This is a genomic window from Saccharospirillum sp. HFRX-2 (genome assembly GCF_043196805.1).
Lineage (GTDB): Bacteria > Pseudomonadota > Gammaproteobacteria > Pseudomonadales > Natronospirillaceae > Saccharospirillum.
In genome coordinates, this window is sequence record NZ_JBEBMU010000008.1 from 143,763 (window position 1) to 170,627 (window position 26,865).

Below are 26,865 nucleotides of genomic sequence, written 5' to 3' on the forward strand. Positions count from 1 at the left end.
AGGCGAAGTATCTGAATACTCCGGTTAATTTCTATAGAGATTAACTTTTATGTCATCACCTGAAAATAATCCATTTTTATATGATGAAATGATTTTTCTGTCACAAAGCCACTTAACTAGATCTCTATTTTCAGCGGTATTTTTTAATTTTGGTTTATGATGTCCGATTGTTATTTTGCAAAAAGGATCAGGTAATATGCTTAGGATTCTTCGAACTTCACTGTTTGAAAGTATTTCTTGATATTTATTGAAGAGTGTTATTTTTACGGTAAGCTGCTTCGATGCTTCAATCATAGACTGCACAACATTAGCTCCGGGTAAGGATATTTTAGTATTATCAGCAAGAATAGACCCAATGAGTGCTGCACGTTCAGGGCGATTGGTGAGCGCATTTAGATCCATGATTTTTATCACTTCTAGCTTCACAGAATTATCAATTATAGATTGAAGAATATCCTCCAGAAAATCGTCGTTTAATTCAAAATTTTCAGGGTGGCTTAGATATTTATTGATATTGGTGGTAACAAAAAATACTTGCAACTCCCTATCTTCTGATACTGCTTCTATATTTTCTTTGTTAAATTCAATTTTCTTCTCCTCAATTAAAATTTTTCGTTTAGTTGCATTGAGTTCTGCGGGAAATTTCTTGAAAAATTTAGGTAAAGCATTCACATAATCTTTATAGTTAACATCAGACATAGAATCTGCACTGACAAGGAAATAACGCAGATCAACTGACTCTGGGTCGCTGGGGATGGGGTTTTTAAGAATAGCTTCTCGAATATACTCTCGGTCAAGATAGTCAATCAAACTTCCTTCGTCGAATACTTCACTTTTCATGTAATTATTGCAGTTTACCCAGGTTGGCTCGATCTTACCTAGCCGGAACAGTACAGGGTAGAGACTGTAAGGCAAATCTTCTAGTATTGGCAGCAAGGTCGTTTGTTGATCAAGAAACTTTTCGATACTGTCTAAATTTATATCTTCGCGATTAATGACCGCCAATATAGATGGCACATCTTCCTTCGAGTTTTCTGGAAGACTTAAAAGGATATCATGTAAATAGTGGTCAAACTCACGTTCGACTCTGTCTATTAAAATTTTATTATCCGTCGAACGTATAGCCGTGTAGTTTTTCTCATATAGTGGCCTGAGGTTGTTTTCCCCTAGAATGGCCTGGTAAATATATTCAATGTTCTCCATTGTAAGTTCGAACAATCCGCGTTCGAACATGGTGCGGACAATTTCAGGGTGGTCTTTAACAGATGCTAGGTCTTTAACCTCAAAGTTAAGACAAACAAGACACTCTGGTTCCAGTTCTGGCGAATTTATCAGTATGTCTGGAAGATTTTCCGAAACAAACTCAGGGAACCCTCTAAATTTTTTTGCTAGTTCTTCGAGCTTGTTTTTAGGAGTATTCAGGATTATTTGGGTAATGTGTAAAATATTTTTTGGGCTTGTTATCGCTTCAGGAATAAAATCTTCCCAAGTGTTGATAAGACCTGAAAGCAGTCTCGAAATGTTTGAGCCATTGTTGTAAAAGGTATCGAAAAATTTCTCAGAATCCGAAAATTTTATCGAAATATGCTCGAACATTTTTTTGATTTGATCATGGTAACTAATGCTGTCATTAAGCATGCAGTCGACGATCATAACATTTAAAACGTAGCTTTGCCGAAAGTCTTCGTCTCGCATTGCAGCAATAACTTCTTTAGGGTTGTCGATCTGAAAGTCAGGCTCGGGTGTAACGAAAGCACGTATCTGAATTAGAAATTTATTGTCATTTGGAGATAAACGACCTGAGTGAAAGAGAGAGGTGTATTGATAGTATGTGTCGTCGAGATAACCTTCTAGAATCAGAAAACGAGCAAGTTCACTGTTTTCTCCGAAATCCTTAAAATATTCTTTTACGCTATTGGCGTTAAGCCTCAATAATTCATTGAGTTTAATTGTTCGAAGTTGTGAGATTTTCGATCTAAGATCATTTATTTTATGCAATATTATATTTCTATTTTCAGTGTCTTTTTTTTCTATTTCTGATTTTCGCTTTTGGTATGACTTTTGAGGATCAATTTCTTTTTCCAAGTTGAGGTTTGTTATCTGATTTATGTGACCATTTATGTCAATGTAGTATAGGTTTTTACAGGTGATTAACTCCTCGAAATTATCTTGATCAACCAGTTTGGGAAAAGCGATCCATCCTTGGTGATCTATACTAACACTGCGGGTTGCACTTGGAAGCTTCTCAATTAGTGCCATGGCATATATTTTTCGCAACTCATTCAGATCTAAAGGCGTTTGTCGCTCTGCGACCTCAAGCTCTTTTTCGAGTGTTTCAATCTCTGCTCTATAGCGGCTCTCGCCACCAGCTATAAAAAATTCCTTTAGATTAAGAATGGTAGTTAGATTTCCCGATCCACGATGCAATTGTTCAAAATCTCTTGGGTATACATTCTTATAAATTAAGATAGCAAGTAGTTTATTAGGGTCGAGGTATTTTTCTTTATCTGCATCGATTTTTGCTGAATAAATAACATACTCGTTAAATATGTTCTGTATTAATCTTAGATCGTTTAGATATCTCGAAACTTCTCTTAAAAATTGCTTGTTAAGACCCTCGTCAAGCTCAATTCTGCTGCCCTGGGCTAATACCATATCAATAGAGTTTGACGTGTTAATGATCGGTATAACAGGAACAATAAATTCAAAAAATTTTGTTCGATCAGTGTTTATAAAAATGTCATCACGAAGGGCATAAAGAAACCTGATGGTTCGCTTCACGCCTGAGTTCTCGTTCACAAGATTATTGATTTCCCGCAATGTGACAAATATCTCTGAATCTTTAAAACGATCCAAGTCCTCAATAATAACAAGGTCGTATTTAGTTGACTGGAAGAAATATATTATCTCGTCTAGATGACGATTCAGTATGGATGCTTGGTCATCAAAAGCGGGTTTTATTTCAATATCTCTCAATGAAACGCTTTTGAGTGAAAGGCCGAAGCTTGCCACGTAGAACTTATGAACTGCACCGAAGAAGAATATAATTGCTATGAAAAAACTTGTTAAATTGAGCCAATTGCTAAGCTCTATTGGTTCAAAGAAAGCACCACTGGAGATATCTTCATGATGAAAAAAGATATGCCATACTGAAAGAACCCCGAGAGTAATAAATATAGATTTTGGTATTGACCAAATACCTGGTGTCTGAATACGTTTAAAGCGCGATAGAGGTAACCTATTTGAGTCCGCACCATATAACAATTGTTGTAAAATACTTCTTTCAATCTCTTGGCGGCTCACATTGCCTTTTATATTAGAATCACTTTGTTTGTTTTTTTTGTCTTCTCCGTAGCTCGCCTCGGGAACAAACGCAGCGAGAGAAATACGAAGTGCGGGACGGCGGTACCTTTTAAGGAAGGACAGTATTATGCTGCTTTTTCCTGATCCATAGGGGCCAGTCAGGGCAATATTAGTAACTTTCTCGTTGTTTGTCGCAAACATTAAAGCTTCAGAATAAACACCAGACTTATCTGCCTCATCGGTTGGTGCGAGGTCCACAAAATTTGACTTAACGTCAGCAGCGATATTTTGTTCTTCCAGCCAATATACAAATTTATTTAGTTTGTTTATAAGCCGGCGTGTAAGGGCTGTTATGGCTTTTTTCATGTGATATCGGACCAACTGGATATTTGGGATTTATAAATACCTAATGACACCGTGGCTGCAAGAGAATCTAGGCTAATGTGTTTTCGCCGTGGAACACTTGAAGTCCGTCAAGGGCCAAACTGGGTGCCCCGTTTATTTGTCACTAATCGCTTTCCAAGAAGTATATAGAGATCTAAAGCTAGATATTGTGCAGCATGGTGTTAGCTAGACTTTTACTGACGACATGAATTTTCCAGAGGAATGGAATATTGTTTTTCTTACGATACCAACTTTCCCTTTGGCAGAACCATGAGAAGCGGTTGCACGCATATTTTTTTGAAAGATAGGCGATGGCAGCTTATAGATATCGAACTTCCCGTTTTCAGCTTGAAATGCACCTATGATGAATTGAATTCGCTCAAGCATCTTATATGTAACACCTACGCTATCGGTGGATAGTTTGGCGCACTTAATGACAGCTCTTTCGCCCTCTAATTTGCACTCGTTGCTGTTTTTCGAAAGCATTTCTGCCCCAATAGCTTCAGCAATTTCTCTGGCTATTTGGCGGCCCCAATCGTTTGCTCGCGCACCACTTTGTTGATTTTGCGGCACCTAATTCTCCTTGGCATTTAACATTGGACACTCTGTTGCAGCTACCAATAGCCTCATTTTAAAAGGGGGCTGCGGCTTATTACGAGAGATGAAACAGCGTTGCCATTTACGCTACCGCCCAGCCAGTTACAGAGCGCACCAAGAGTTCGAATTGTTTGTGGTTGGCTGTAACAAGGCTACGACTACGCCTTTTTGCGACGCAGTTCAAGTTTTTGGGTGCGAATGTGTCCGCTTTGGGCGATTAGTGGTGCTTTAAGGTTCGGTATTGGTAGAGGCGCTTTTATGTGTTTGGAAGTTTGGATTTGGTGCAAGGGTGATCTGAAAGGTCATGTTCCGCCGGCCGGATTTTCGATACCCGCAAGGTTAGATTCATACAGTGTTTTTTAAACAAGCGCTTCCCTGAGTCGGCTTTATGAAAGATTCAGCAGGAATACCCGCCCTCCGTGGAACTTCCAGGTCACTTTCAAAGCGGGGTGTGTCTGCCTCAAGTTTGATGGCTCCAATAGGGTCAGAGATCTTTGGTATTTGATTGCTTCTAACCCCTTTTGAACTTGGCGTCGCTCATTACCACTGGGGCTTGGTGAGATCCCGTATCTAGTCCGGGATCTCAGGGTTATCTTGGTTACTTCAAAACGCCCCAGCAATCCGCTCAGCCGCAAAAATCTCGATCCAGTAGCCATCCGGGTCTTTGATAAAAGCCAGGTCGTTCATCTTGCCGTCTTCCGGGCGTTTGACGTAGTCGACGCCCAGTTCATCAAAACGGGCGCAGGCGGCGTCCAGGTCCGGTACGGCAAAACCAATATGGCCGAAACCCTGGGGTTGGTCGTTGCCGTTGTGGTAGTGGAAGTCGGCGTCGTTTTCGGTGCCCCAGTTGTGGGTCAACTCCAGCATGGCCGGGCGGCCGAACGTTTGGGCGGTGCGGGTTTTGGCATCATCGGACCAGTCGCTCAGCTCATCTGGCTTGATCGCCGCTAGAAAGTAGAGCGAGAAGTTCATCGCCTCGAAATCCAGTTTTTTCACCAGTGTCATGCCCATAACCCGGGTGTAGAAATCCAGGGCGACGGCCGGGTCTTTGATGCGCAGCATGGTCTGGTTGAACACAAAGTCGTGGGTGGCCGGGTCGCGTTCTTGGTTCAGGCCGGGAGCGGTTTCGAAATGGCGGCTCATTTTGGGCTCCTGTAATAGAGTGATTTCCGTTGCAGCTTAGATGGTGTTGTGCCGCCGCTTTTAAACCGCCGCAGCCGACCATGCTAAACTGCCGCCAGTTAACCGAAGAGAACAACGATGACGATCTGGGTCGATGCCGATGCCTGTCCGGGCGTGGTAAAGGAAATTCTGTTTCGTGCCGCTGAGCGCACAGCGACCGAACTGGTGCTGGTGGCCAACCAGCCGATGCGCACGCCGCCATCGAAGCATATTCGCAGCGTGCAGGTGGCTTCCGGCTTCGATGTTGCCGATAACGAAATTGTGCAGCGGCTGCAACCTGGAGATTTGGTGATCACCGCCGATATTCCTCTGGCGGCCGAGGTGATTGACGCCGGCGGCCTGGCGCTGAGCCCGCGTGGCGAGGCCTTCACCAAGGACAACATCAAAGGCCGGCTGAACATCCGGGATTTTCTCGATACGATGCGCAGTAGTGGTATTCAGACCGGTGGCCCGGCAGCGTTCAGCCAAAGCGACCGCCAGGCCTTTGCCAATCAACTCGATCGCTGGCTGGCGCGCCAGCGTTAAGCGCACCACAGACGTTAAGGAAAAGACGATGAGTGTCAGTGATTTTATGACTCCCAACCCGGTGAAAGTGGGCACCGAACACACGCTGGCGAGCATTCGCGAGTTGTTCGAAGAACACCATTTTCATCATGTGCTGGTCACCGAACACGGCAAACTGGTGGGCATTATTTCCGACCGCGATGTGCTCAAGGCGCTGTCGCCTTTCGTGGGTAAATACGAAGAAGAGCTGCGCGATACCCACACCATGATCAAACGCGCTTATGAGTTGATGACGCGCGATCCGATCACCGTTTCACCGGAAGCGCCAATCATCGAGGCGGTGCGCCTGATGCACGAAAAAGGCTTATCCTGTATTCCGGTGGTGAACAGTTCCAAGCAGCCGTTGGGCATTCTCACCTGGCGCGATCTGGTGCGCGCCATGCTCGAACATTCCTACCGCAAAAAACCGAAGGATTAATCGTCCCTCAGTCGTTCGGAGTCGCGTCCTCTGGTTTTTCCGGGCGCGGCGCTTGGCGGCGATCTTCCGGCGGCTCAATTTCCTCTTCCGAATCCGGGTGCAGCGGCAACACATTGGGGCCGGTACGCACCATGGACACGAAATGACCTTCGTAGTCGGTCGGCTTTTCCACCACCTTCGATTGCCGTAACTGCCAGGCCACGACAAACACCGCCAGCAGCGTGACCAGCGCAAAGAAACCGGGTAACGACTGGCCGCCCAGCCGTTGCAAACCGATGCCTGCCAACGCCGGGCCAATAAAGGAACCCAGGCCGTAGAGCAGTAACAGACCGCTGGAACCGGCCACCAGGTGATCTTTATGGATGTGGTCCACCAGGTGCGCCACACCGATCGGATATACCGCCAGTGCCAGGCCGACAAAGAGCATCGCCAGGAAAACGATCAGCCACAGCTGTGATGGCAGCAGGTAGGCGGCCGTTACCAGCGCCATGCTGACCAGAGTCGTTGCTGCCAGGACTCCCAAGATAACCAATCGCCGATCGATCAGATCGGATAAGCGGCCGACCGGATATTGAATGGCAGCGCCGCCCAGAACGGCCAATGAAATAAAGATCGCCACCTGGCTTTCGCTGTAACCCAGGCTGGCAGCAAACAGCGGCGACAAGCCCCAGAACGGACCCAGCGTCAGACCAGAGACGATGACCGCCGTGACCGCGACCGGCGCTGATTCAATCAGGCGCGGCAAATCCATCTTCGGCATATCGAGCGCCACGTGCGGTTGCTGCAAGCGCGTCCAGGACACCGGCATCACAGCGGCCGAGGCCAGTACAGCGGCGATGGCAAAGAGCGTAAAGGCGTCGGCGCTGTCGAGATGCAGAAACTGTTGAGCGATGGCGGCGGCGATCATCTGCACCACCATGTAGAGCGAGAAAATGCGATTGCGGTATTCGTCCGGCGTCTGGCCGTTTAGCCAGCTTTCGATAACGGTAAAAAGCACGAAGACACCGAAGCCGGTGAGCAGACGAATGATCATCCAGGCAACGGGTGAGAGCAGCAGCACATAAAGCAGGGTGCCGCACGACAGCAGAGCAGCGCAGAAGGTGAAGCAACGGATATGGCCCATCTGCCGGATCAGCCGACCGGCAAACCAGGTACCGAGCAAGGCACCGAGGTAATAACTGGACGACAGCAAACCGAGAAACTGCTCGGAAAAGCCTTCGCTGACGCCGCGAATCACCAACAGTGTACTGAGCAGACTGTTGCCCATCAGCAACAGTGCCAGACCAAAAAACAGGGCAGTAATGGACAGCAGAATGGAGCGCATGAGGATACTCGGGCCAGAACGGAGATACAGCGCTGGCGCGGCAGAACCAAGCCAACTTTCAGGCCAATACTCTAGCACCCTTTGGCGAGGGCGCTAGAACGCAAATCAAGGTTTTAACTGGATTGGCGACTGTCGGAATAAACCCGGAAACCGAAGATAATAATGAGCGCTGTTAACGGCTTAAAGAGCACACCGATGAAGACCTCTATCGGTCCATAACCACCGGTTTCTGTGGTCAGGGTGTAGGTGATGGTTTGCATCAGCAACATGATGACGCCATAGAACAACAGATAGCCGCCGAGCAGTGTCCAGCCATAACCATCGCTGCCCTTCCAGGCCGACTTCATGGCGGTGACGATGGACTGCCGGTCGAGTACCAGATAAAAGCTGCTCAACGCCAGTTTAATGCCCAGGTAGATGCCGGGGACGACGAGAAACACAAAGCCGATGGAAATGCCGATGGCGATCAGTATCTGCAAACCCGCCAGCGGTAACACGAAAGTCAGCGCTTTTTGCCAGGCGGTCACCGGCGCCAGATATTGCCCACCCAGAGCATGGTCGAGATAAAGAATGACCGCCGCCATGGTCCAGACCGAACCGAGCCATTGCAGCAGGTAAGCAAACCACGGAAAGCTGAGCTCGTCCGGATTGGTTTGCGGCCAGCTGAGCATGACCAGCAGTTCAAACACCAGCCCCAGACTGGCGGTGATGACCGTCAGCGGAATCCAGTGATGGCCGAAGAAACGAAGGGTGTCGCGCAGAAAAGAATACAGCATGGGCATCGCTATCGGTTGAGGTGGCAAAACAGTATCACAGCCGGGCAGTAAGTGAAGTGCAGCCCGGTGCGTTTACGTCCGCGCCCGCGGCTCAGTGGCTGTGGGTGTCGAGAGACAGGTCTGCTTGCAAAGCCTCCAGCGCCGCCAGCACCGACGCCAGCGTCGGTTCGCTTTGCTCGCTGACGGCCAGACACAGCTGCGCACAATTGAGGTTGCTGTGTTGGGCGATGATTTCGACGCCTTTGGATTCGGCAATAATGCCAAAGGCGCTGGCAATAAAACTCGTGTCCTTGGTTTGCAGCGCTTCGTTGAGGAAGGCGTAGACGTCGTGCGGCGTGAGCAGGTAGTCCGCCATATTGAAGGTCTGGGTATCAACAGGCATGGGCATTTTCTCGGCTATCAATGAGTCAGGTATGGTCTGTGTCAGGTCGCTGATGAGCATAAATTTGAAAAATAAAAATATAGAACAGGATCACGATGGGCTGGATGAGTAAAACCAGCACCGACATCTGTAACAAAAGATAAGGCTCGACCAAGGGTAGGATGATGAAGACCAGGGCGATAGCGGCGAAAAAAATCAGATGCGCAATCAGCAGCGTCCAAACATGACCTCGGCTGATACGCCAGGCCGAGAAAACGAGGCTCTTAAAGTCGGTTTGATTCACTACCAAATCAATCATTCCCAGTGCGACCAATCGCGAGCCAAAATAAAACAGCACGACGAAGCCCCAGAGGTTGTACGGAAACTTATCGAGCAGAGGAAAGACGCTGACGATGGGCAGCCAGGCAACCATGACCAGTAGTAACAAGGCAGCCAACAGCAGCAACTGGTAACCAAACACCGAACTAATACTTTCCAGGCTTTTGCGAATGGCTGCCAATGGCGACAGCTGTTGTCCTGCTGAGACAGCATAAAGGTAATAGAGGATGGCCGTACTCATCCACACGCCGCCAACCCAGGTGACTAAACGCGCCAAATTGACAGGATGGATCCCGCGGCTACCCATGACCACAGCAACGATCACCCCGACCGCGACGATCAGCGTGATGGCGCTGATCAGCAAAGTGATGCTGAACAAACGCAGCCAGTGTTGACCGAAAAAGCGGCCAGTATCACGCAGCAAGACAATGGAATTCATGGTGGTGTGACCGCCTTGGATAGAATCCAAACACTAGCATAAGCTAGTGCGCTATTGGATGGTGCAGCGGTCACATTCGTTGGCTAAATGAATAGCCCGGTTTTACGCCAAAGGCTGTTGCTGGGTAATGCAATGAATATTGCCGCCGCCCAACAGAATCTCCCGACTCGCCACCGGTACAATTTCCCGGCCCGGGCATAAATCCGCCAGAATATTCGCCGCCCGTTCGTCCATGGCATCGCCAAAGGCAGGCAGGATTAAACCGCCGTTGACCAGCAGGAAATTCACGTAGCTCGCCGCCATGCGTTCGCCGGCGCGACGCGGCCAGGCTTTGGCGGCCTGGTCGATGCCGTCGGCTTCGTCATCGGTTTGAATCAGCGGTTGTGGCAGCGGCACTTTACTGACTTTGAGTTTGCGGCCCTGGGCATCGCTTTGGCTTTGCAGGTATTCCAAAGCGGTGCGGCTGCGTTGGTATTGCGGGTCGTTCTCGTCGTCGGTCCAGGCCAGTACCACATGGCCCGGTTCGATAAAGCAGGCGATGTTGTCGATGTGGCCGTTGGTTTCGTCGTTGTAGATGCCTTCGGGCAACCACAGAACTTTGTCGATGCTGAGGTGGTCGCGCAGTTTTTGTTCGATCTCGCCCCGGCTTAAATGCGGATTGCGGTTGGGGTTCAGCAGGCACTCTTCGGTGGTCATTAAGGTGCCTTCGCCGTCGACGTGAATAGCGCCGCCTTCGAGTACAAAACCATCGGTGCGGTAACGCTCAATGCGCTCCATATTGCAGATTTTCTGCGCTACCTGATCGTCACGATTCCACGGCTGATAGAGACCGCCGGTCAAGCCGCCCCAGGCATTAAATTCCCAGTCGTTGGCGCGCTGATTGCCGTTGCCGTCGATCACAAAGGTCGGGCCGGTGTCGCGCACCCAGGCATCGTTGCTGGACAGTTCGACGACGCGGATTTTTTCGCTCAGGCGGGCGCAGGCGTTTTCGTATTGATCGGCAGACACACCCATGGTGACCGGTTCAAAGCGGGCGATGGCTTCGGCGACAGAGGTGTAGGCGCGTTGTGCCGGCTTGGCGCCGTAGCGCCAGTTGTCCGGGCGTTCCGGCCACAGCATCCAGGTCTGGCGGTGCGGGTGCCATTCGGCGGGCATATAAAAACCGTCGGCACGCGGTGTTGAGGCGAGTGGAAACGGCACCTCAGCGGCCTCCATCCTTGGTCAATAATGGGCTGTAGAGGTCTGGCCGACGGTCGCGGAACACGCCCCAGGCGTGACGTGTGGCGGCCACTTCATCCAGATCGAAGCTGTGGACCAAAACGCCTTCTTCTTCGCGGCCGAATTCGGCGACTTTTTCGCCCAGTTCGTTGGCAATAAAGGACGAGCCGTAGAAGGTAATCGATTGCTCACCTTCGGTTTCCACGCCGGTGCGGTTGCTGGCAATGTAGGGCGTTAAGTTGGCGGCGGCGTGACCTTGCTGGGTGCGTTGCCAGTGATCGCGTGAGTCGATGCCGCTGTCTTGCGGTTCGCTGCCGATGGCAGTCGGGTAGAACAGCAGTTCGGCGCCCATTAACGCCATGGCGCGGGCGGTTTCCGGGAACCATTGATCCCAGCAGATGCCGACGCCGATGCGCGCGTACGCGGTGTCCCAGACTTTAAAGCCAGTGTCGCCCGGCGTGAAATAGAATTTTTCCGAATAGCCGGGGCCGTCGGGGATGTGCGTCTTGCGATAGATGCCTAGGTTACTGCCGTCGGCGTCAATGATGGCCACGGTGTTGTAGTAGGCGTTGTTGGCGCGCTCATAAAAGCTGATCGGTAACACCACTTTTAATTCAGCAGCGACTTTCTGGAAATGCGCGATGGCCGGGTTGTCGGCCATCGGCGTGGCGAAATGCAGATAGGCTTCTTTCTGTTTCTGGCAGAAATAGCAGCGCTCGAACAATTCCTGAATCAGGATGATTTGCGCACCCTGACTCGCGGCCTGGCGAACCAGTTGGTCGGCCTTGGCAATGTTGGCGTCGACGTCCCAACCACAGCTCATCTGGGTGGCGGCTACGGTGACCTGGCGCATCTGCATTTTCTCCGGTTTTCAATGAGTGAGTGCCCAAAGGGCGGCGCATTTTAGGGCCGGTTTTTGCTGTTGTCTTGTGATTTTTTAAGCGTCTACCGTTAAGCGTTTCCCGGCCCTTATGGCCCCTCAAACATAGGGCAACAACAACTCATATTCCAATGGCGTGACCTGATGTTCGAATAACCGCACTTCACTCCATTTACAGATGCGGTACATGTCGATGAAGTCTTCACCGAACCAGGTATTAACGCGCGGGTCTCGGTCCATGGCGCGCAGTGCATCGCGCGGGTTGTCAGCGATCACCGGGTGTTCCTGATCGTAGGCGTTGCCGGTGACCGGGTCGGGCGGTTCGATGCGGTTTTGCAGGCCTTCGGTCACACCGGCCAACACCGCCGCCACCGCCAGATAAGGGTTGGCATCGGCGCCGCTGAAGCGGTGTTCTACGCGAGTGGCTTCGATGCTGCCCGAGGGAATGCGCAGCGCCAGGGTGCGGTTGTCGTAACCCCAGGTTTTGGAGGTGGGCGCGAAGGCATCGGGTGACAGCCGGCGGTAAGAGTTGATCGACGGGCACAGCAGCGCTTGCACGCCGTCGGCCATGGCAATCAGTCCGCCCATAGCCCAGCGCATATAGTCGTTCTGTTCGGGATCTTCAGCGGCAAAGATGTTGGTGCCGTCGGCATCCATCAGGCTTAAATGAATGTGCATGCCGCTGCCCGCTTCTTCGATGTAGGGCTTGGCCATAAAGGTGGCTTCCATTTCCCACTTGCGCGCGACCTGAGCGATGACGCGCTTCAGCAACACAGCGTCGTCGGCGGCTTTCATCGGATCGTCGCAGTGGTGCAGGTTGACCTCAAACTGCCCAGGTGCGTATTCGGTGATGACGGTGTCCGCCGGAATGTTCTGGGCGTGGGCGGTGTCGATGACGTCGCGAATAAAGAAGTCGTATTCGTCGAGGTCGTCCATCGAATAGACCTGTTTGGAACTCATGCGCCGGCCGGAGGTGGGCGACACCGGTGGTTGCAGGCCGCCATTGGCGTCGCGTTCGGTGTCGATTAAGTAGAACTCCAGTTCGACGGCAATGCCCGGGGTGTAACCCAGTTGCTGGAAACGTTTGATGACGCTGGCCAACACCTGACGTGGGTCCATGGCGAAGGGGGTTTCAGCGTCGGTCTCAAACATACAAAACAGCGCCTGAGCGCGGTCGTCGCCTTGCCAGGGCACCGGCGCCAGTGAGCCGGGAACAGGCAGGCAGAGGCGGTCGCGGTCACCGTCTTCGGCGCCCAGGCCGGTTTCTTCGACGGTGGTGCCGGTGGCGTCCAGCGCCATGACCGAGCCGGGCAGGCTGAAGCCTTCGGCGTAGACTTTTTCCAACAGGTCGATTTCGATGCGTTTGCCGCGAATGACGCCGTTCAAATCACTGACCAGCAGCTCGACGGTGGAGACGTCGGGATACTGGTCAAGAAAGGCGGCAATTTCAGGGTGGGCCATGATGTTGTCTCAGTAAGAAGTGGCGGTCAGCGATCCAGACCGCCCAGGCAGAGATACTTGATCTCCAGGTATTCGTCGAGGCCATAGTGGCTGCCTTCGCGGCCCAGACCCGATTCTTTAACGCCACCGAAGGGGGCGATCTCGGTGGAGATCAGCCCTTCATTGATGCCAACCATGCCGTATTCCAAGGCTTCGGCGACGCGCCAGATGCGCGCCAGATTGCCGCTGTAGAAATAGGACGCCAGACCAAAGGGCGTGTCGTTGGCCATGGCGATGGCTTCGTCTTCTGTATTAAAGACGCTAATGGCCGACAGCGGGCCAAAAATTTCTTCCTGACTGATACGCATCTTGGGCGTTATGCCAGTCAGCACCGTCGGCTCAAAGAAGTTGCCACCCAGGCTGTGACGCTGGCCGCCGGTGAGCACTTTGGCGCCCTGGTCGGTGGCGTCTTTGAGCAGCGTTTCGACTTTCTTCAGACCCGCCTCGTTGATCAGCGGGCCTTGTTGCACACCTTCATCCAGACCATTACCGACTTTCAGTTGCTGGGAACGCTCAGCCAGTTTTTTGGCAAATTGATCGTGGATACCGGCCTGGACGATAAAGCGGTTGACGCACACGCAGGTCTGGCCGGTGTTGCGGTATTTGGAGGCGATGGCGCCATCGACGGCGGCGTCGAGGTCGGCGTCATCGAAGACGATAAAGGGCGCGTTGCCACCGAGTTCCATCGATACCTTTTTAACGCTGTCGGCCGCTTGTTTGAGTAACTGTTTACCGACGGGTGTGGAGCCGGTGAAGCTGATTTTGCGCACCAACGGATGAGTGCTGAGCACCTCGCCCACGGCTTTGCCGTTGCTGGCGGTCACGACGTTAAAGACGCCCGCCGGCAAACCGGCTTCCTCGCCCAGTTGCGCCAGGGCGAGGGCGGTAAAAGGCGTGGCTTCGGCGGGTTTGACCACCATGGTGCAGCCGGCGGCCAAAGCCGGGCCAACTTTGCGGCCGATCATCGCCAGCGGGAAATTCCACGGCGTGATAGCGGTGCAGACGCCAACCGGCTGTTTGATGGCGAAGACGCGTTTGTCGTTGGCGTGAGTAGGAATGGCATCGCCGTAGGCGCGTTTGCCTTCTTCGGCGAACCACTCAATAAAGGACGCGCCATAGGCGACCTCACCCTTGGATTCGGCCAGGGGCTTGCCGCATTCCAGCGTCATTAATTCAGCCAGGCTGTCCTGGTGTTGCATGATCAGGTCGAACCAGCGACGCAGAATCTGGGCGCGCGCCTTGGCGGTTTGTTGTTTCCAGGAGCCGAAGGCGGCATGGGCCGCTTCGATGGCGGCGCTGGCGTCGTCTTGCCCGCAATCGGCTAGCGTTGCCAGAACCTGTCCTGTTGCCGGATTGACGACATCGTATTGGCGTCCCGAGGCGGCGCTGCTCCATTGACCGTTAATGTAGCTTTGAGTGTGCAGCAGAGGATGGGTCACGCTGGGTCTCCTTCGCATCCGAAGGCGCAAAAAAAAGCGTCCGGATTTGTCGTGTTGGAATGGCAGCCATCAAGCTAACCCCATTTGCGCCCAGAGCTCAAGTGCGTGATTAGAATATTTGACAACACTAGGTTTTATGGGCATGAATGGGCGGGGTAAGTGTTTTAAATATTATACATGGCCGCTAAACCGAGCGTTTGAACGAGGTTTTCGACACCCATTAATTTTCGGTGCCGGAATGTCAGCTCGCTCCTATAATTAAGTCGCCTGACCAACGCTATCGATGTGTTGGCGGACCATGACCCTACAACGCCTTGAGGCCGTACGGTGACGCCCCGTTTTAGGCGCGATAACTGCACGGAAATCTATGGAAAACCTGATTAAGTGGCTGAAAGACAACCGCATCACCGAAGTGGAATGCGTCACGCCCGACCAGACCGGCATCGCCCGGGGAAAAATTCAGCCCACCAGTAAGTTCATTAATGAAGGCGGCATTCGCCTGCCCGAAAGCGTTCTGCTGCAAACCGCCACCGGTGATTACCCGGACGACGATGCCTACTATAACCTGCTCGATCCGGCCGACATCGATATGTTGCTGCGTCCGGACGAGCGCGCCTGCTTTGTTGTGCCCTGGGCAGAGGAGCCGACCGCCCAGGTGATTCACGATTGCTACGATTCGATGGGCAATATGATCGGTCTGTCGCCGCGCGCGGTACTGCGCAAAGTTCTGGCGCTTTATGAAGAGCAGGGCTGGAAGCCGATTGTCGCGCCGGAAGTGGAGTTCTATCTGACCCAGCGCTGCACCGATCCGGACTTGCCGCTGGAGCCGCCGATCGGTCGTTCCGGTCGTAAGGAAAGTGGCCGTCAGTCGTTTTCCATCGATGCCGCCAACGAGTTTGACCCGATCATCGACGACATCTATGACTGGTGTGAGGCGATGGAGCTGGACATCGACACCCTGATCCACGAAGAAGGCACCGCCCAGATGGAATTCAACTTCCGTCACGGCGAGGCGATGACGCTGGCCGATCAGGTCTTTGTGTTTAAGCGTACGGTGCGCGAAGCGGCACTGAAACACAAAATCGGCGCCACCTTTATGGCCAAGCCGATCACCGGTGAGCCGGGCAGTTCGATGCACATTCATCAGTCGCTGATCGACATCAAAACCGGCCAGAATCTGTTTTCCAACAAAGACGGTTCGGCCTCGCCGCGCTTTCTGAACTACATCGCCGGTCTGCAAACCTACATTCCTTTTATGATGCCGATGTTCGCGCCCAACGTGAATTCGTACCGCCGCTATTTGCCCGGCGCCGATGGCAATGCCCCGGTGAACATTGAATGGGGCGAAGAAAACCGTACCTGTGGTTTGCGTGTCCCCAATGCGCCGCCGGAAGCGCGTCGCGTGGAAAACCGTTTGCCCGGTTCCGATACCAACCCCTACCTAGCGTTGGCGGCGAATCTGGCGTGCGGTTATCTGGGCATGATTCAGGATTTGAAACCGCGCAAACCCATGGCCGGTCGCGCCGGTGCTGAAGCCGATCCGGACGTACCTTTTAACCTCGAAGCGGCGCTCGACATGATGGCCTCCAACGACACCGTGCGCGAGATTCTCGGCGGCCAGTTTGTCGATGGTTTTATCGCCACTCGCTGGGCCGAACAGGAAGGTTTTAAGCGGGTGATCAGTTCCTGGGAACGCGAGTTTTTGTTGTCGGCGGTGTGACCGGGAGGCCCAGATGACTCAAACCACGGCCCATTGGCAACAACAGGATGCCGACCACCATCTGCATCCTTTTGGTGACAGCGGCGCCATAGCCCGCGATGGTGCGCGCATCATTACCCGGGCCCAGGGCGTGACCATCTGGGACAGCACCGGCAAAGCCTATCTGGATGCCTTTGCCGGTTTGTGGTGTGTGAATCTTGGCTACGGTCGCCAGGAACTGGTCGAGGCAGCGCGCCAGCAGATGAGCGAACTGCCTTATTACAATCTGTTCTTCAAAACGGCGACGCCGCCGGTGGTTGAGCTGGCCGCAACGCTTGCCGAGATTGCACCACCGCACATCAACCACAGCTTCTTTACCAACAGCGGCAGCGAAGCCAACGACACGGTGTTTCGCATGGTGCGCCGTTACTGGGACGTTAAAGGCCAACCGACCAAGAAAACCATCATCGGCCGCCACAATGGTTATCACGGTTCGACCGTTGCCGGCGCCAGTCTCGGTGGTATGAAACCGATGCACGCTCAGGGCGATTTGCCGATCAGTGGCGTCGCCCATATTCGTCAGCCGTACTGGTTTGGCGAAGGCGGTGATTTGAGTCCAGACGAGTTTGGTTTAGTCGCAGCGCAAGCACTGGAAGAAAAAATTCTCGAACTGGGCGCCGACAATGTAGCGGCTTTTATTGCCGAACCGATTCAAGGCGCCGGTGGCATCATCATTCCGCCGGCAACCTACTGGCCGGAAATTCAACGCATCGTGCGTCAGTACAATATTCTGCTGGTGGCCGATGAAGTTATCTGCGGTTTTGGTCGCACCGGTGAGTGGTTTGGCTGCGACACCTTTGATATCGAGGCGGACTTGATGCCGATTGCCAAAGGACTGTCATCGGGTTATCTGCCGATTGGCGGTGTGATGGTGTCGGATGAAGTCGCTGAGGTGTTGAAAAGTGGTGGTGAATTCCATCATGGTTTTACCTATTCGGGGCATCCGGTCAGTGCGGCCGTGGCTCTGGAAAATCTGCGGATTCTGCGCACCGAGGGCATCATCGATCGGGTGAAAACGGAAACCGCTCCCTATATGCAATCACAGTTGCGGACATTGGCGGACCACCCTTTGGTGGGTGAGGTCCGTGGTGTCGGTATGTTGGGCGCTGTTGAGTTGGTGCAAGACAAGGCCAGCCGACGTCGCTACGCTGACGAAGGACAAACGGGTACGCTGTGCCGGGATAAAGCCCTCGAAGAAGGGCTCATTTTGCGCGCAACCGGCGATACGATGTTGATGTCGCCACCGCTTGTCATTAATCGCGCTGAAATTGACGAACTGGTCGCCAAGACCCGGCAAGCATTGGATAATACGCTCGCCGCGCTCTAGTGGGCCGCGTTCGTCGACTGTTGGCGTTAAGGCCGAAAGCCCGGTTTCGGGCTGGCCGCATCATGATACTGCAGGGGAGTCCCTACCAATGAAGACATTGAGCAAAACCGTCGCCCTGACCGCCCTGGCGGCATCAGTGGCCGGCGCGGCCTTGGCCGAAGATCAAGTGGTTCGTATCTATAACTGGTCCGACTACATCGCTGAAGACACGCTGGAAAATTTCACCGCCGAAACCGGCATCGACACCGTCTATGACGTTTACGACTCGAACGACATTTTGGAAGCCAAGGTGTTGTCCGGTCAGTCCGGTTACGACCTGGTGATGCCGACCACCGACTATATGGCGCGTCAAATTCAGGCCGGTGCTTATCAGAAACTGGATAAGTCGCTGATCCCGAACTGGGGCAACCTGGATATGGAACTGATGGCCACGCTGGAAACCTACGACCCAGGCAATCAATACGGTGTGCCTTGGCAGTGGGGCACCACGGGTATTGGTTATAACGTCGACAAGGTTCAGGAAATTCTCGGTGATGATGCGCCTATTGGTTCCTGGGATCTGATTTTCCAACCGGAATACGCGTCTAAGTTGGCCGAATGCGGCATTACCATGCTGGACTCCCCGGAAGAAGTGCTGCGCGCCTATCTCAAATACCAGGGTAAAAATCCGAACAGCAGCGACCCGGATGATTTCGCCCAGGCGGCTGAAAGTCTGCAAGCCATTCGTCCCTACGTTCAGTATTTCCATAGCTCGCGCTATGTCACTGACTTGGCCAATGGCGATGTTTGCGTCTCCATCGGTTGGTCCGGCGATGTATTTCAGGCCATGGCCCGTGCTGACGAAGCCGAAAACGGGGTCACAGTGGATTACTATATCCCTCGTGAAGGTTCCGCTTTGTGGGCTGACATGATGGTGATTCCAGCCGACTCGCGTAACGCCGAAGCAGCCCATGCGTTTATTAACTACATTCTGCAGCCGCAGCCGGCCGCTGATCTGACCAACTATGTTTGGTATGGCAGCCCGGTTGCAGCGGCGCGTCCGTACATCGATCCGGAAATCCTCAACAATCCTGGCATCTACCCGGAAGAAGGCACGGAACTCTATTCGTTCGAAGTGTTGTCCAACTCCGTTCAGCGCGTTATGACGCGCAGTTGGACACGTCTCAAATCAGGTAGCTGATTTTTGACCGGGCCGGGACTATCCCGGCCCTTACCCGGCGCTTGCCGCAAGGGCCTTGGTGACAGGACCTTTGCGGCAAGCCGATCGCAGATCCCAATTAAAATAAACCAAAAATACCCAATTGGCCTGACCACCGAAGGGGGCAGCAGATGGCAATATCGGCGGGCGCGCGTCGCCAGCAAAACGAGATGCAACACCAGCAGCAGGGCAGTGAAACCCTGTTGCGGATCGAAGGCATCAGCAAATATTTTGACGACGCCCTGGCCGTCGACAACGTCAGTCTGGATATCCGTAAAGGCGAAATTTTTGCTTTGCTGGGCGCTTCCGGTTCCGGTAAATCCACCTTGCTGCGCATGATGGCCGGCTTCGAAATTCCCACCGAAGGTCGCATCATTCTCGATGGTGAAGACATCACCTGGCAGCCGCCTTACCAGCGTCAGATCAATATGATGTTTCAGTCCTACGCGCTGTTTCCGCACATGACGGTGGAACAAAATGTGGCGTTTGGTTTGAAGCAGGACAAGTTATCCAGAGACATCATCGCCGAGCGCGTGCAGCGCATGCTCAAACTGGTGCATATGGAAAAATACGCCCGCCGCAAACCGCATCAGTTATCGGGCGGTCAACGTCAGCGGGTGGCACTGGCGCGCAGTCTGGCCAAGCAACCCAAGCTGTTGCTGCTGGACGAACCCATGGGCGCACTGGATAAAAAACTGCGCACTGAAATGCAGTTGGAAGTGGTCGATATTCTGGAAAATGTCGGCGTGACCTGTGTGATGGTGACGCACGATCAGGAAGAAGCCATGACCATGGCCGATCGCATCGCCATTATGGATGAAGGTTATATCCAACAAATCGGTTCGCCGGTTGACGTTTACGAAAGTCCGGTCAATCGGATGGTGGCGGAATTTATCGGTTCGGTGAATTTGTTCGAAGGCGAAATCATCGCCGATGAAGGCGACCACATGCGCTTGCATTGCGCTGATCTGGAGCGAGAAATTTATATCGGTCACGGCGTCAGTTCGAGCGCTGAGGACCGCGCCATGTTGTACGCCCTGCGTCCGGAAAAAACCTGGCTGTCGTTGCAGCAGCCCGACGGCGAGGCCAACTGGTCGTCCGGCATCGTGCACGACATTGCCTATCTGGGTGGCCATTCGGTTTATCACGTGCGGTTACCGAGCGGCAAAATTGTGCAGTGCTTTCTCGCCAATACTGAGCGTCGCGCCGAGCGACCGAGCTGGGACGATGAAGTTTATATTCATTGGTCCGATGACAGCGGTGTGGTGATTCGCCCATGAGTGACCTCAAACTGCGCAAGCTCGATCTGAGCCGACTGCCAGGGGGACGGCGCTGGGTAATCTCGGTGCCTTATGCCTGGTTGCTGTTGTTCTTCCTGCTGCCTTTTATCATCGTCGCCAAGATTTCCTTTGCCACCTCTGAATTGGCCATTCCTCCTTACAGCGCCATGTTTGAGTGGGCCAATAATGCGCTGTCGATTCACCTTAACCTCGATTCTTATCTGTGGTTATTCAGTGACGATATTTATATCCACGCTTATTGGAATTCGATCCGTATTGCCTTCAACTCTACACTGCTGTGTTTGCTGGTTGGCTACCCAATGGCGTATGCCATTGCCAAAGCACCAGGACGGGTTCAGGCGACGTTGTTGCTGTTGATTCTGTTGCCGTCCTGGACGTCTTTTCTGATTCGCGTTTATGCCTGGATGGGTTTGCTGAGCAACAGCGGCATTATTAATTCGTTTCTGATTTGGCTGGGTGTTATCAACGATCCGATCCAAATGTTGAATACCGATTTCGCGGTCTATGTCGGGGTGGTGTACGCCTATCTGCCGTTTATGATTTTGCCGCTCTACGCCAATCTGGTGAAGCACGATCACACCCTGCTCGAAGCCGCTAACGATTTGGGCGCGCGTCAGTGGACCACCTTTTTCCGCATCACCTTGCCGCTGTCGAAAAACGGCATTATCGCCGGTTCCATGTTGGTGTTTATTCCGGTGGTCGGTGAGTACGTTATTCCCGAACTGCTCGGTGGCGCCGAGACGGTGATGATCGGCAAGGTGCTGTGGCAGGAGTTTTTCAATAACCGTGACTGGCCGGTGGCTTCGGCACTGGCGGTGTTGATGATTCTGATTTTGATTGTGCCCATCGTGCTGTTTCACCGTTACCAGAGCAAGGAGCTGAACTCATGAGTCGTCGCAGTTTCAGCCTCAGCAAGGTGTGTTTCTGGTTTGGTATCGTCTTTCTGTATGCGCCGATGCTGGTGCTGATTGTCTATTCATTTAACGAGTCACGACTGGTGACGGTCTGGGCCGGTTGGTCAACCAAATGGTACGGCGAACTGTTTCGCGATGAGCAGTTGATGACCGCGGTCTGGCGTTCGTTTCAGGTGGCGTTCTATGCCGCTACCGCAGCGGTGGTGATTGGCTTGCTGGCGTCGGTGGTAATGGTGCGTTACACCCGCTTTAAAGGCCGCACGCTGTTTTCCGGCATGATTACCGCGCCGCTGGTGATGCCCGATGTGATCATCGGTCTGTCGATGCTGCTGTTGTTTGTGGCCGCCGCTCAAACCATCGGCTGGCCGCCGCATCGTGGTTTGTTGACGGTGTGGATCGCGCATACGACTTTTTGTATTGCCTATTCGACTGTAGTGATCAGTTCGCGGCTGCGTGAGATGGATCAGAGCCTGGAAGAGGCGGCGCTGGATTTGGGTGCACCGCCGCTGACGGCGTTCTTCAAGGTGACGCTGCCGATTATCGCACCCTCGATTCTCTCAGCCTGGTTATTGTCGTTCACCTTGTCGCTGGATGATGTGGTGATCGCCAGTTTTGTGACCGGTCCGGGAGCGACCACCTTGCCGATTGAAGTGTTCAGTTCGGTGAAACTGGGTGTTACTCCCAAGGTGAATGCGCTGGCGACCATCATCATCGGTATTGTCTCGCTGGTGGCGTTGGGTTCCTGGTATGTGTCGCGTCGCGTGGATGAGCGCCATAAAGCTTCGTTACGGATGGCGGCTGGTGCCTGAATAAACGGCGCACAAAAAAGCCCGTGATGATTGCTCATCACGGGCTTTTTTAATGTCAGCGTTACAGCTTGAACTGACGCACCAGTTGGTTCAGCAATTGTGAGAGATCGTTCAATTGTCGGCTGGAGTCGGTCAGTTGGTCGGCAATCTCTGCGGTTTCTGTGGTCAGGGTGTTGATGCTTTCCACGTCGCGACTCAACTCGGCGACGACCGTCGATTGTTCTTCAGTAGCTGTCGCCACTTGCAAGGTAACCTCGCTGATGCTGCCGACAAAAGCCGTGATGCTGCCCAGCGACTGATTGGCCGCATCGGCCTGTTCACGCACCGACAGACTGTGCGATTTGCTGTCCTGCATGGCGTCCACACTCTTGGCCGCCTGTTCCTGCAATTGGTCGATCATCGCCTGAATTTCGTCCGTCGAGGCGGCTGAACGATTGGCCAGATTGCGCACTTCATCGGCGACCACGGCGAAACCGCGACCCTGTTCGCCAGCACGCGCCGCTTCGATAGCGGCGTTCAACGCCAGCAGGTTGGTTTGTTCTGAAATGCCACGAATGGTTTCCAGGATGCCACCGATGGATTCGGTGTGTTCGGCCAGTGAGCCGATCACATCGCTGACCTTGTCGATTTCGCTAGACAGTTGACCCACACCCTGGCGCGCGTCAGCGACGATGCGTGCGCCTTCAACCGATTGTTCGTTGGCTTTCTTGGCTGAATCGGCCGCTTCCGAGGCATTCTGCGCAATGTGCTCAACGGTGGCGCCCATTTCGTTAATGGCGGTGGCCATTTGCATGGAGCGGTCGCGTTCGTTGGTGCAGTTGTCGTGCGTCAGCTGTGCTTTGGATGCGACTTCGCTGGCGGTTTGTGACAGCTTGCGCGAGTTATCGGCAACCGCTTCTATGGCGCTGCGGATTTTAACAACGAACTGATTGAAGTCGTTGGCGATGTCAGCCAGTTCGTCGCGCCCGCGCAGTTCCAGTTCGCGGCTTAGATCCAGATTGGCGGCCGATTGGCCGATATGGTTCTGCAATTGCACCACGCGTCGGCTCAGACGACGCAACATGATGGCGGAAACGACGATGGTCGCCAGCAAGGCGGCCACCACCAGAGCGATCATCTCCAGTTGTACGAAGCGGAAGTTGGCTTCGCTGGTTTGATGGCGCAGCTGTGCTTGCTCAACCAGATAATCGAGCACCTGATTCACCGCCGCACGCATCTCACCGTAAGCCGGGGCGTATTGGTTGCGGTAAATGTCGTAAGCGCGATCGAGATTGTTGCGTTCCAGCGCGACCAAAATTGGCTCAAGGATATTGCGTTTGACGTTGCTGAACTGATCGACCAGACCCTGTACCTGAGCGCGCGCTTCGGGCGTTGCCTGGGCGTTCAGTGCGGTCTGCAGGGCCTGCTCCATTTCCACAATGTCTTCATTGCGCGCTTCCTGGATGCGCGTGGTGACCCCTTTGGCATCCTGCATGCCGGGTACTTCCTGCAGCAGCATCATGTCGAAGCCAACTCTCATACGCGGAATGCGCGAGTTCACTTCTGCCAGGGCGCGCAGCGGTAAACTGGTGTTCTGTGCCAGGGCTCTGGCCTGGTTCTGAATGCTGGCCATACCGTAGATACCGGCCAGGCTGACCAATATTAAGACCAGGCAGGGTAAAGCGATGGCAGCGATAAACTGCCCGCGAAGTGTCATTCGTAACATCCGGCTCTGTGCCTCCCAAGGGCGATGAAGGTGTGGGTCCGCACAGTCCATTTGTTGCGGTGGGGGTTAGATTATATCGGCTCGTTGTGACGCTTTTTTAATCGCAGTGCGGTTTCTTTATGAACAAAATTAAAATGCCTCTGTATTGGGCAGGTCTGCTGGGATTCAGGCAAAATAGAGGCGACTTTTTAAGGACCCGGTCATGAAATCGCTGTTTCGATTGTTGCCTCTGCTACGTCACGATCAATTTCTGTCAGGCACTGATCTGGCTAATGCTTTGGGCGTTAGTCGGCCGACTATCGCTGCCTGGGTTGCGCAACTGGGTGAGCTGGGCGTCGACATTCATGTGGTTAAAGGTCGTGGCTATCGGTTGGCAGAGCCAATCAGTCTGCTGGATCGCGAGCGTATTTTTGCCGGCCTGGATGATGCTTTGCGCGCTGTCCTGCAGGTGCTCGATATTCAGACCGATCTGGATTCAACCAACCGCTGGGTGATGGAGCAAAAACCGGCAGCAGGGCGCTGGTCGATCTGTGCGGCGGAATATCAGTATCAGGGACGTGGCCGGCGCGGTCGCGTCTGGCGCAGCCCACCGGCTTCGAACCTGATGGTGTCGATTGCGTTGCGGGCCGATTTGCCCAGTCGGGCGCTCTATGCAGCGAGTCTGCTGGCCGGGGTGGCAACCGCCCGCGCTTTGCGGTCCCAGTTAAGGGTGCCGGTGGCGTTGAAATGGCCGAACGACCTTTATATAGATGACGCCAAACTCGGTGGCATCCTCTGTGAGCTGCAGGGTAATCCGCAGGATCAGCCGGTGTTGGCCATTGGTTTGGGTTTGAATGTGTCGCGCAAACCGGAAGGTCTGGATCAGCCGGCGCTGGCTTTGGCCGATGTGGTGTCCGGTGAACTCGACCGCAATGCGTTGCTGATCGCCATTCTCAATCAATTGCACCGCGTCTTTGAGCAGGTGCGTAGCGAGACCGGTCTGGATGAGTTGCTGGGCGAGTGGGCGCAGTACGATTGCATTCGTGATCGCACGGTTCGTCTGGTGCGCGCCCAAGGCACTGAAACGGTGGTGGCTCGCGGCGTGGATGATGTCGGGCAACTCGTCGTTGAGTCGTCTGACGGACAGCGATTCAGCGTTAATAGTGGTGAGGTCTCAGTGCGATGGTAAGTGCGCCTTTATTACTCGACTGCGGTAACTCTTCGTGCAAGTTTCGTTTTGGCGACCAGAGCGGCCGCTTGCTGGATCAGGCCGAGGTACTCGACTGTGTGCAGCGCTTGCAACCAACCGAGGTGGTGATTGCCAGCGTGTCACAACTGGGTTCGCAGTTGGCGCAGCATTTAACGGCTCAGGGTGTGTCGGTGCTGCCATTGTCGGTTAAAGATGGCTGGCATGGTTTGCAGCTGGCGTATGCTCATCCACAGCGTCTGGGTGTGGATCGTTGGCTGGCGATGCTGGCGGTGCTCGATCGCGGCCGGCCAGTGGTGGTGGTCGATGCTGGTACGGCGCTGACCATCGATTTGATCAGCGCCGATCGGCAGCACCGGGGCGGCTATATTCTGCCTGGGCTGAGTCTGATGCGTCGAGCGCTGGTTGATGATACATTCGCGCTGCCGTCGGTCACCGCGCCAGGCAGCCTGGACGCTGGTCGCGACACCGTCGAGTGCATTGCCAATGGTTCGGTGCTGGCCTTGGTGGGTGCCGTCGATAATGCCGTTGCGCAGTTTCCGGTGGCAGCACGGGATGTGATCTGGACCGGTGGTGACGCCCCCGCATTGCGCGCCTTATCCGCTTGGCCAGGTGACCACGATCCGCAATTGATATTTGAGGGAATGATGACCTTGATCGCCGATTCCGATTACCGGGCGTCGCTGTAATGAAAGCAATTATCCTGACTCTGGTGGCGCTGAATCTGGTGTTTGGTGGCTGGATTTACTGGCAGCAGCAACAGCCCGATGACAAGACCGAAGCCGTTGCGCTGGCAGAACTGAATAATCTGGGTCTGGACGATGCCACCCGGGCGCGACTGGCGCAGTCGGGTCGGCAGCGCGATAACGCTGAGCAGCCTGCCCAGTGCATTCTGATTCGTGGTATTGGTTCGGTCGAAGACAGTCGGGTCATTCAGGCTCGGTTGACGGCACTGGAAGTTCCCTCCGAAGAGCAAATCCGTTCTGAAGTAACGCGCACCGATCATTGGGTGGTGCTCGGTCCCTTCGATTCAACGGCACGCGCGCGCGAACGACTGGCGCAGTTGCAGGCCGATGGCGTAGAAAGTTTCCTGATCAATCAGGGCCGGCTCGAAGGGGGGATTTCTTTGGGTCTGTTCTCCTCCAGCAGTAATGCCGAAAACCGCCGCGCCGCTTTGGTCGAGGCCGGTATTGATGCGCGCATCGAAGAGTTCGAACGACTGCGTGACGTGCGTGATCTGAATATCGCCGCCGATGCCGCTCGATTATTGTCCGACAGCGCGCTGGAATCGATTCTGGAGCGTTTCGAAGGGGTCGATTTTCAACGCTACGGCTGTTGATCGAAGCGCAGTGTTGCAATCGCCAAAGAGAATCAATAATATGCGCGCTCTCTTGCAAGGCAAGAGGTTTTGCCAGGGTCGTACCGGCGTCTAAGTTCTTGTTCTGATTGGAAAAAGCTTTTCGTTCAGAGTTGACAGGTTCTAGGGCTTGGTGCAAACTCTGCGCCCGCTTGGAGGGGTTCCCGAGTGGTCAAAGGGAGCAGACTGTAAATCTGCCGCTTTATGCTTCGATGGTTCGAATCCGTCCCCCTCCACCATTTCCTCCTTCCGGAGGAAGCTGCGGGTATAGTTCAACGGTAGAACCTTAGCCTTCCAAGCTAATGATGCGGGTTCGATTCCCGCTACCCGCTCCAATCGTTATGGCTTCGGTCATAAAAGTAGTTAGGCTCGCGTAGCTCAGTGGTAGAGCACTCCATTGGTAATGGAGAGGTCATGAGTTCAAATCTCATCGTGAGCACCATTTTGGTTGCAAAAGGCAGGCGCGCTGGCGGCTGCCTTTTGTGCATGAGCATCCTGGTGAGAGGCTGACACCATGTCCAAGGCGACTTTTGAACGTAGCAAGCCCCACGTCAACGTGGGCACCATTGGTCACGTTGACCACGG

At 53.5% G+C, this 26,865-nt stretch carries 23 protein-coding genes and 3 tRNA genes; 14 read left to right on the forward strand and 12 right to left on the reverse strand.

From position 1 onward, the window contains the following. Positions 1 to 24: 24 nt before the first annotated feature. The 3 genes from ABMA60_RS15720 to gloA form a co-directional block, all read right to left on the reverse strand. Positions 25 to 3,669 carry an ATP-binding protein gene (locus tag ABMA60_RS15720; protein ID WP_392804963.1) on the reverse strand — a complete coding sequence of 1,215 codons (3,645 nt, stop codon included), beginning with the start codon at positions 3,667 to 3,669 and terminating at the stop codon, positions 25 to 27. 204 nt (positions 3,670 to 3,873) lie between these two features. Then, complete coding sequence (locus ABMA60_RS15725; protein WP_392804966.1) at positions 3,874 to 4,260, reverse strand: hypothetical protein; 387 nt, start codon at positions 4,258 to 4,260, stop codon at positions 3,874 to 3,876. 627 nt (positions 4,261 to 4,887) lie between these two features. Next, the gene (gene gloA, locus ABMA60_RS15730) at positions 4,888 to 5,427 is read right to left on the reverse strand and encodes a lactoylglutathione lyase (protein ID WP_392804968.1); all 540 of its coding nucleotides are present in this window, start codon (positions 5,425 to 5,427) and stop codon (positions 4,888 to 4,890) included. Positions 5,428 to 5,544: 117 nt separating this feature from the next. Between gloA and ABMA60_RS15735 the strand changes: the two genes are divergently transcribed. Then, positions 5,545 to 5,991 carry a YaiI/YqxD family protein gene (locus ABMA60_RS15735; protein WP_392804970.1) on the forward strand — a complete coding sequence of 149 codons (447 nt, stop codon included), beginning with the start codon at positions 5,545 to 5,547 and terminating at the stop codon, positions 5,989 to 5,991. A 28-nt stretch (positions 5,992 to 6,019) separates the two neighbouring features. Beyond that, positions 6,020 to 6,448, forward strand: coding sequence for a CBS domain-containing protein (locus ABMA60_RS15740; RefSeq protein ID WP_392804973.1), 429 nt, complete (start codon positions 6,020 to 6,022; stop codon positions 6,446 to 6,448). Positions 6,449 to 6,455: 7 nt separating this feature from the next. On the opposite strand, the gene ABMA60_RS15745 is transcribed toward ABMA60_RS15740, so the two are convergent. From ABMA60_RS15745 to ABMA60_RS15780, 8 genes are all read right to left on the reverse strand, one after another. Then, a complete protein-coding gene (locus ABMA60_RS15745; RefSeq protein ID WP_392804976.1) occupies positions 6,456 to 7,772 on the reverse strand; it encodes an MFS transporter in 1,317 nt (438 codons plus the stop codon). Between the two features lie 113 nt (positions 7,773 to 7,885). After that, positions 7,886 to 8,548, reverse strand: a complete 663-nt coding sequence (locus ABMA60_RS15750) for a hypothetical protein (RefSeq protein WP_392804979.1) — start codon at positions 8,546 to 8,548, stop codon at positions 7,886 to 7,888. A gap of 91 nt (positions 8,549 to 8,639) precedes the next feature. Beyond that, positions 8,640 to 8,930: an addiction module antidote protein gene (locus ABMA60_RS15755; RefSeq protein ID WP_392804982.1), complete on the reverse strand. Its 291-nt coding sequence runs from the start codon at positions 8,928 to 8,930 to the stop codon at positions 8,640 to 8,642. 25 nt (positions 8,931 to 8,955) lie between these two features. Next, positions 8,956 to 9,687, reverse strand: coding sequence for a hypothetical protein (locus tag ABMA60_RS15760; protein ID WP_392804985.1), 732 nt, complete (start codon positions 9,685 to 9,687; stop codon positions 8,956 to 8,958). A 102-nt stretch (positions 9,688 to 9,789) separates the two neighbouring features. Next, complete coding sequence (aguA, locus tag ABMA60_RS15765) at positions 9,790 to 10,887, reverse strand: agmatine deiminase (RefSeq protein ID WP_392804987.1); 1,098 nt, start codon at positions 10,885 to 10,887, stop codon at positions 9,790 to 9,792. Position 10,888: 1 nt separating this feature from the next. Further along, entirely contained in the window at positions 10,889 to 11,758 is an 870-nt protein-coding gene (aguB, locus tag ABMA60_RS15770) for an N-carbamoylputrescine amidase (RefSeq protein WP_392804990.1), read from the reverse strand. A 126-nt stretch (positions 11,759 to 11,884) separates the two neighbouring features. Beyond that, complete coding sequence (locus ABMA60_RS15775) at positions 11,885 to 13,246, reverse strand: glutamine synthetase family protein (RefSeq protein WP_392804992.1); 1,362 nt, start codon at positions 13,244 to 13,246, stop codon at positions 11,885 to 11,887. A gap of 26 nt (positions 13,247 to 13,272) precedes the next feature. Continuing rightward, positions 13,273 to 14,742: an NAD-dependent succinate-semialdehyde dehydrogenase gene (locus ABMA60_RS15780; RefSeq protein WP_392804994.1), complete on the reverse strand. Its 1,470-nt coding sequence runs from the start codon at positions 14,740 to 14,742 to the stop codon at positions 13,273 to 13,275. A gap of 349 nt (positions 14,743 to 15,091) precedes the next feature. Here ABMA60_RS15780 and ABMA60_RS15785 point away from each other — a divergent pair, with 349 nt between their 5' ends. From ABMA60_RS15785 to ABMA60_RS15810, 6 genes are all read left to right on the forward strand, one after another. Then, on the forward strand, positions 15,092 to 16,444 hold the full coding sequence (locus tag ABMA60_RS15785; RefSeq protein WP_392804997.1) for a glutamine synthetase family protein: 1,353 nt from the start codon (positions 15,092 to 15,094) through the stop codon (positions 16,442 to 16,444). 13 nt (positions 16,445 to 16,457) lie between these two features. Further along, positions 16,458 to 17,810, forward strand: coding sequence for an aspartate aminotransferase family protein (locus tag ABMA60_RS15790; protein WP_392805000.1), 1,353 nt, complete (start codon positions 16,458 to 16,460; stop codon positions 17,808 to 17,810). An 88-nt stretch (positions 17,811 to 17,898) separates the two neighbouring features. Then, complete coding sequence (locus ABMA60_RS15795) at positions 17,899 to 18,990, forward strand: polyamine ABC transporter substrate-binding protein (protein ID WP_392805003.1); 1,092 nt, start codon at positions 17,899 to 17,901, stop codon at positions 18,988 to 18,990. 188 nt (positions 18,991 to 19,178) lie between these two features. Then, positions 19,179 to 20,288, forward strand: coding sequence for an ABC transporter ATP-binding protein (locus ABMA60_RS15800; RefSeq protein ID WP_392805024.1), 1,110 nt, complete (start codon positions 19,179 to 19,181; stop codon positions 20,286 to 20,288). Continuing rightward, positions 20,285 to 21,199 (forward strand): ABC transporter permease subunit, encoded by a 915-nt coding sequence (locus ABMA60_RS15805; protein WP_392805005.1) that lies wholly within the window; start codon positions 20,285 to 20,287, stop codon positions 21,197 to 21,199. The genes ABMA60_RS15800 and ABMA60_RS15805 overlap by 4 nt, the downstream gene beginning before the upstream one ends. Further along, the gene (locus tag ABMA60_RS15810; protein ID WP_392805008.1) at positions 21,196 to 22,032 is read left to right on the forward strand and encodes an ABC transporter permease subunit; all 837 of its coding nucleotides are present in this window, start codon (positions 21,196 to 21,198) and stop codon (positions 22,030 to 22,032) included. The genes ABMA60_RS15805 and ABMA60_RS15810 overlap by 4 nt, the downstream gene beginning before the upstream one ends. A gap of 61 nt (positions 22,033 to 22,093) precedes the next feature. Here ABMA60_RS15810 and ABMA60_RS15815 read toward each other — a convergent pair whose 3' ends face one another. Further along, positions 22,094 to 23,728 carry a methyl-accepting chemotaxis protein gene (locus ABMA60_RS15815; protein WP_392805011.1) on the reverse strand — a complete coding sequence of 545 codons (1,635 nt, stop codon included), beginning with the start codon at positions 23,726 to 23,728 and terminating at the stop codon, positions 22,094 to 22,096. Between the two features lie 211 nt (positions 23,729 to 23,939). Between ABMA60_RS15815 and ABMA60_RS15820 the strand changes: the two genes are divergently transcribed. The 6 genes from ABMA60_RS15820 (at position 23,940) to ABMA60_RS15845 (ending at position 26,722) form a co-directional block, all read left to right on the forward strand. Then, the gene (locus tag ABMA60_RS15820) at positions 23,940 to 24,905 is read left to right on the forward strand and encodes a biotin--[acetyl-CoA-carboxylase] ligase (RefSeq protein WP_392805013.1); all 966 of its coding nucleotides are present in this window, start codon (positions 23,940 to 23,942) and stop codon (positions 24,903 to 24,905) included. Beyond that, entirely contained in the window at positions 24,899 to 25,612 is a 714-nt protein-coding gene (locus ABMA60_RS15825; protein ID WP_392805015.1) for a type III pantothenate kinase, read from the forward strand. The genes ABMA60_RS15820 and ABMA60_RS15825 overlap by 7 nt, the downstream gene beginning before the upstream one ends. Further along, on the forward strand, positions 25,612 to 26,262 hold the full coding sequence (locus ABMA60_RS15830; protein WP_392805018.1) for a hypothetical protein: 651 nt from the start codon (positions 25,612 to 25,614) through the stop codon (positions 26,260 to 26,262). Before ABMA60_RS15825 ends, ABMA60_RS15830 begins: the two co-directional genes overlap by 1 nt. A gap of 172 nt (positions 26,263 to 26,434) precedes the next feature. Beyond that, positions 26,435 to 26,519, forward strand: a tRNA-Tyr gene (locus ABMA60_RS15835). 22 nt (positions 26,520 to 26,541) lie between these two features. Then, a tRNA-Gly gene (locus ABMA60_RS15840) sits at positions 26,542 to 26,615 on the forward strand. Between the two features lie 32 nt (positions 26,616 to 26,647). Continuing rightward, positions 26,648 to 26,722, forward strand: a tRNA-Thr gene (locus tag ABMA60_RS15845). Positions 26,723 to 26,865: the final 143 nt, after the last annotated feature.

What these genes read in the sequence shown, in the direction of transcription:
- ABMA60_RS15735 (WP_392804970.1), top strand. Translation starts at nt 5,545, where the DNA reads ATGACGATCTGGGTCGATGCCGATGCCTGTCCGGGCGTGGTAAAGGAA.
- ABMA60_RS15740 (WP_392804973.1), top strand. Translation starts at nt 6,020, where the DNA reads ATGAGTGTCAGTGATTTTATGACTCCCAACCCGGTGAAAGTGGGCACC.
- ABMA60_RS15810 (WP_392805008.1), top strand. Translation starts at nt 21,196, where the DNA reads ATGAGTCGTCGCAGTTTCAGCCTCAGCAAGGTGTGTTTCTGGTTTGGT.
- ABMA60_RS15805 (WP_392805005.1), top strand. Translation starts at nt 20,285, where the DNA reads ATGAGTGACCTCAAACTGCGCAAGCTCGATCTGAGCCGACTGCCAGGG.
- ABMA60_RS15800 (WP_392805024.1), top strand. Translation starts at nt 19,179, where the DNA reads ATGCAACACCAGCAGCAGGGCAGTGAAACCCTGTTGCGGATCGAAGGC.
- ABMA60_RS15820 (WP_392805013.1), top strand. Translation starts at nt 23,940, where the DNA reads ATGAAATCGCTGTTTCGATTGTTGCCTCTGCTACGTCACGATCAATTT.
- ABMA60_RS15755 (WP_392804982.1), bottom strand. Translation starts at nt 8,930, where the DNA reads ATGCCTGTTGATACCCAGACCTTCAATATGGCGGACTACCTGCTCACG.
- gloA (WP_392804968.1), bottom strand. Translation starts at nt 5,427, where the DNA reads ATGAGCCGCCATTTCGAAACCGCTCCCGGCCTGAACCAAGAACGCGAC.
- ABMA60_RS15795 (WP_392805003.1), top strand. Translation starts at nt 17,899, where the DNA reads ATGAAGACATTGAGCAAAACCGTCGCCCTGACCGCCCTGGCGGCATCA.
- ABMA60_RS15760 (WP_392804985.1), bottom strand. Translation starts at nt 9,687, where the DNA reads ATGAATTCCATTGTCTTGCTGCGTGATACTGGCCGCTTTTTCGGTCAA.
- ABMA60_RS15790 (WP_392805000.1), top strand. Translation starts at nt 16,458, where the DNA reads ATGACTCAAACCACGGCCCATTGGCAACAACAGGATGCCGACCACCAT.
- ABMA60_RS15750 (WP_392804979.1), bottom strand. Translation starts at nt 8,548, where the DNA reads ATGCTGTATTCTTTTCTGCGCGACACCCTTCGTTTCTTCGGCCATCAC.
- aguB (WP_392804990.1), bottom strand. Translation starts at nt 11,758, where the DNA reads ATGCGCCAGGTCACCGTAGCCGCCACCCAGATGAGCTGTGGTTGGGAC.
- ABMA60_RS15785 (WP_392804997.1), top strand. Translation starts at nt 15,092, where the DNA reads ATGGAAAACCTGATTAAGTGGCTGAAAGACAACCGCATCACCGAAGTG.
- ABMA60_RS15830 (WP_392805018.1), top strand. Translation starts at nt 25,612, where the DNA reads ATGAAAGCAATTATCCTGACTCTGGTGGCGCTGAATCTGGTGTTTGGT.
- ABMA60_RS15815 (WP_392805011.1), bottom strand. Translation starts at nt 23,728, where the DNA reads ATGACACTTCGCGGGCAGTTTATCGCTGCCATCGCTTTACCCTGCCTG.
- ABMA60_RS15745 (WP_392804976.1), bottom strand. Translation starts at nt 7,772, where the DNA reads ATGCGCTCCATTCTGCTGTCCATTACTGCCCTGTTTTTTGGTCTGGCA.
- ABMA60_RS15720 (WP_392804963.1), bottom strand. Translation starts at nt 3,669, where the DNA reads ATGAAAAAAGCCATAACAGCCCTTACACGCCGGCTTATAAACAAACTA.
- ABMA60_RS15775 (WP_392804992.1), bottom strand. Translation starts at nt 13,246, where the DNA reads ATGGCCCACCCTGAAATTGCCGCCTTTCTTGACCAGTATCCCGACGTC.
- ABMA60_RS15825 (WP_392805015.1), top strand. Translation starts at nt 24,899, where the DNA reads ATGGTAAGTGCGCCTTTATTACTCGACTGCGGTAACTCTTCGTGCAAG.
- ABMA60_RS15780 (WP_392804994.1), bottom strand. Translation starts at nt 14,742, where the DNA reads ATGCGAAGGAGACCCAGCGTGACCCATCCTCTGCTGCACACTCAAAGC.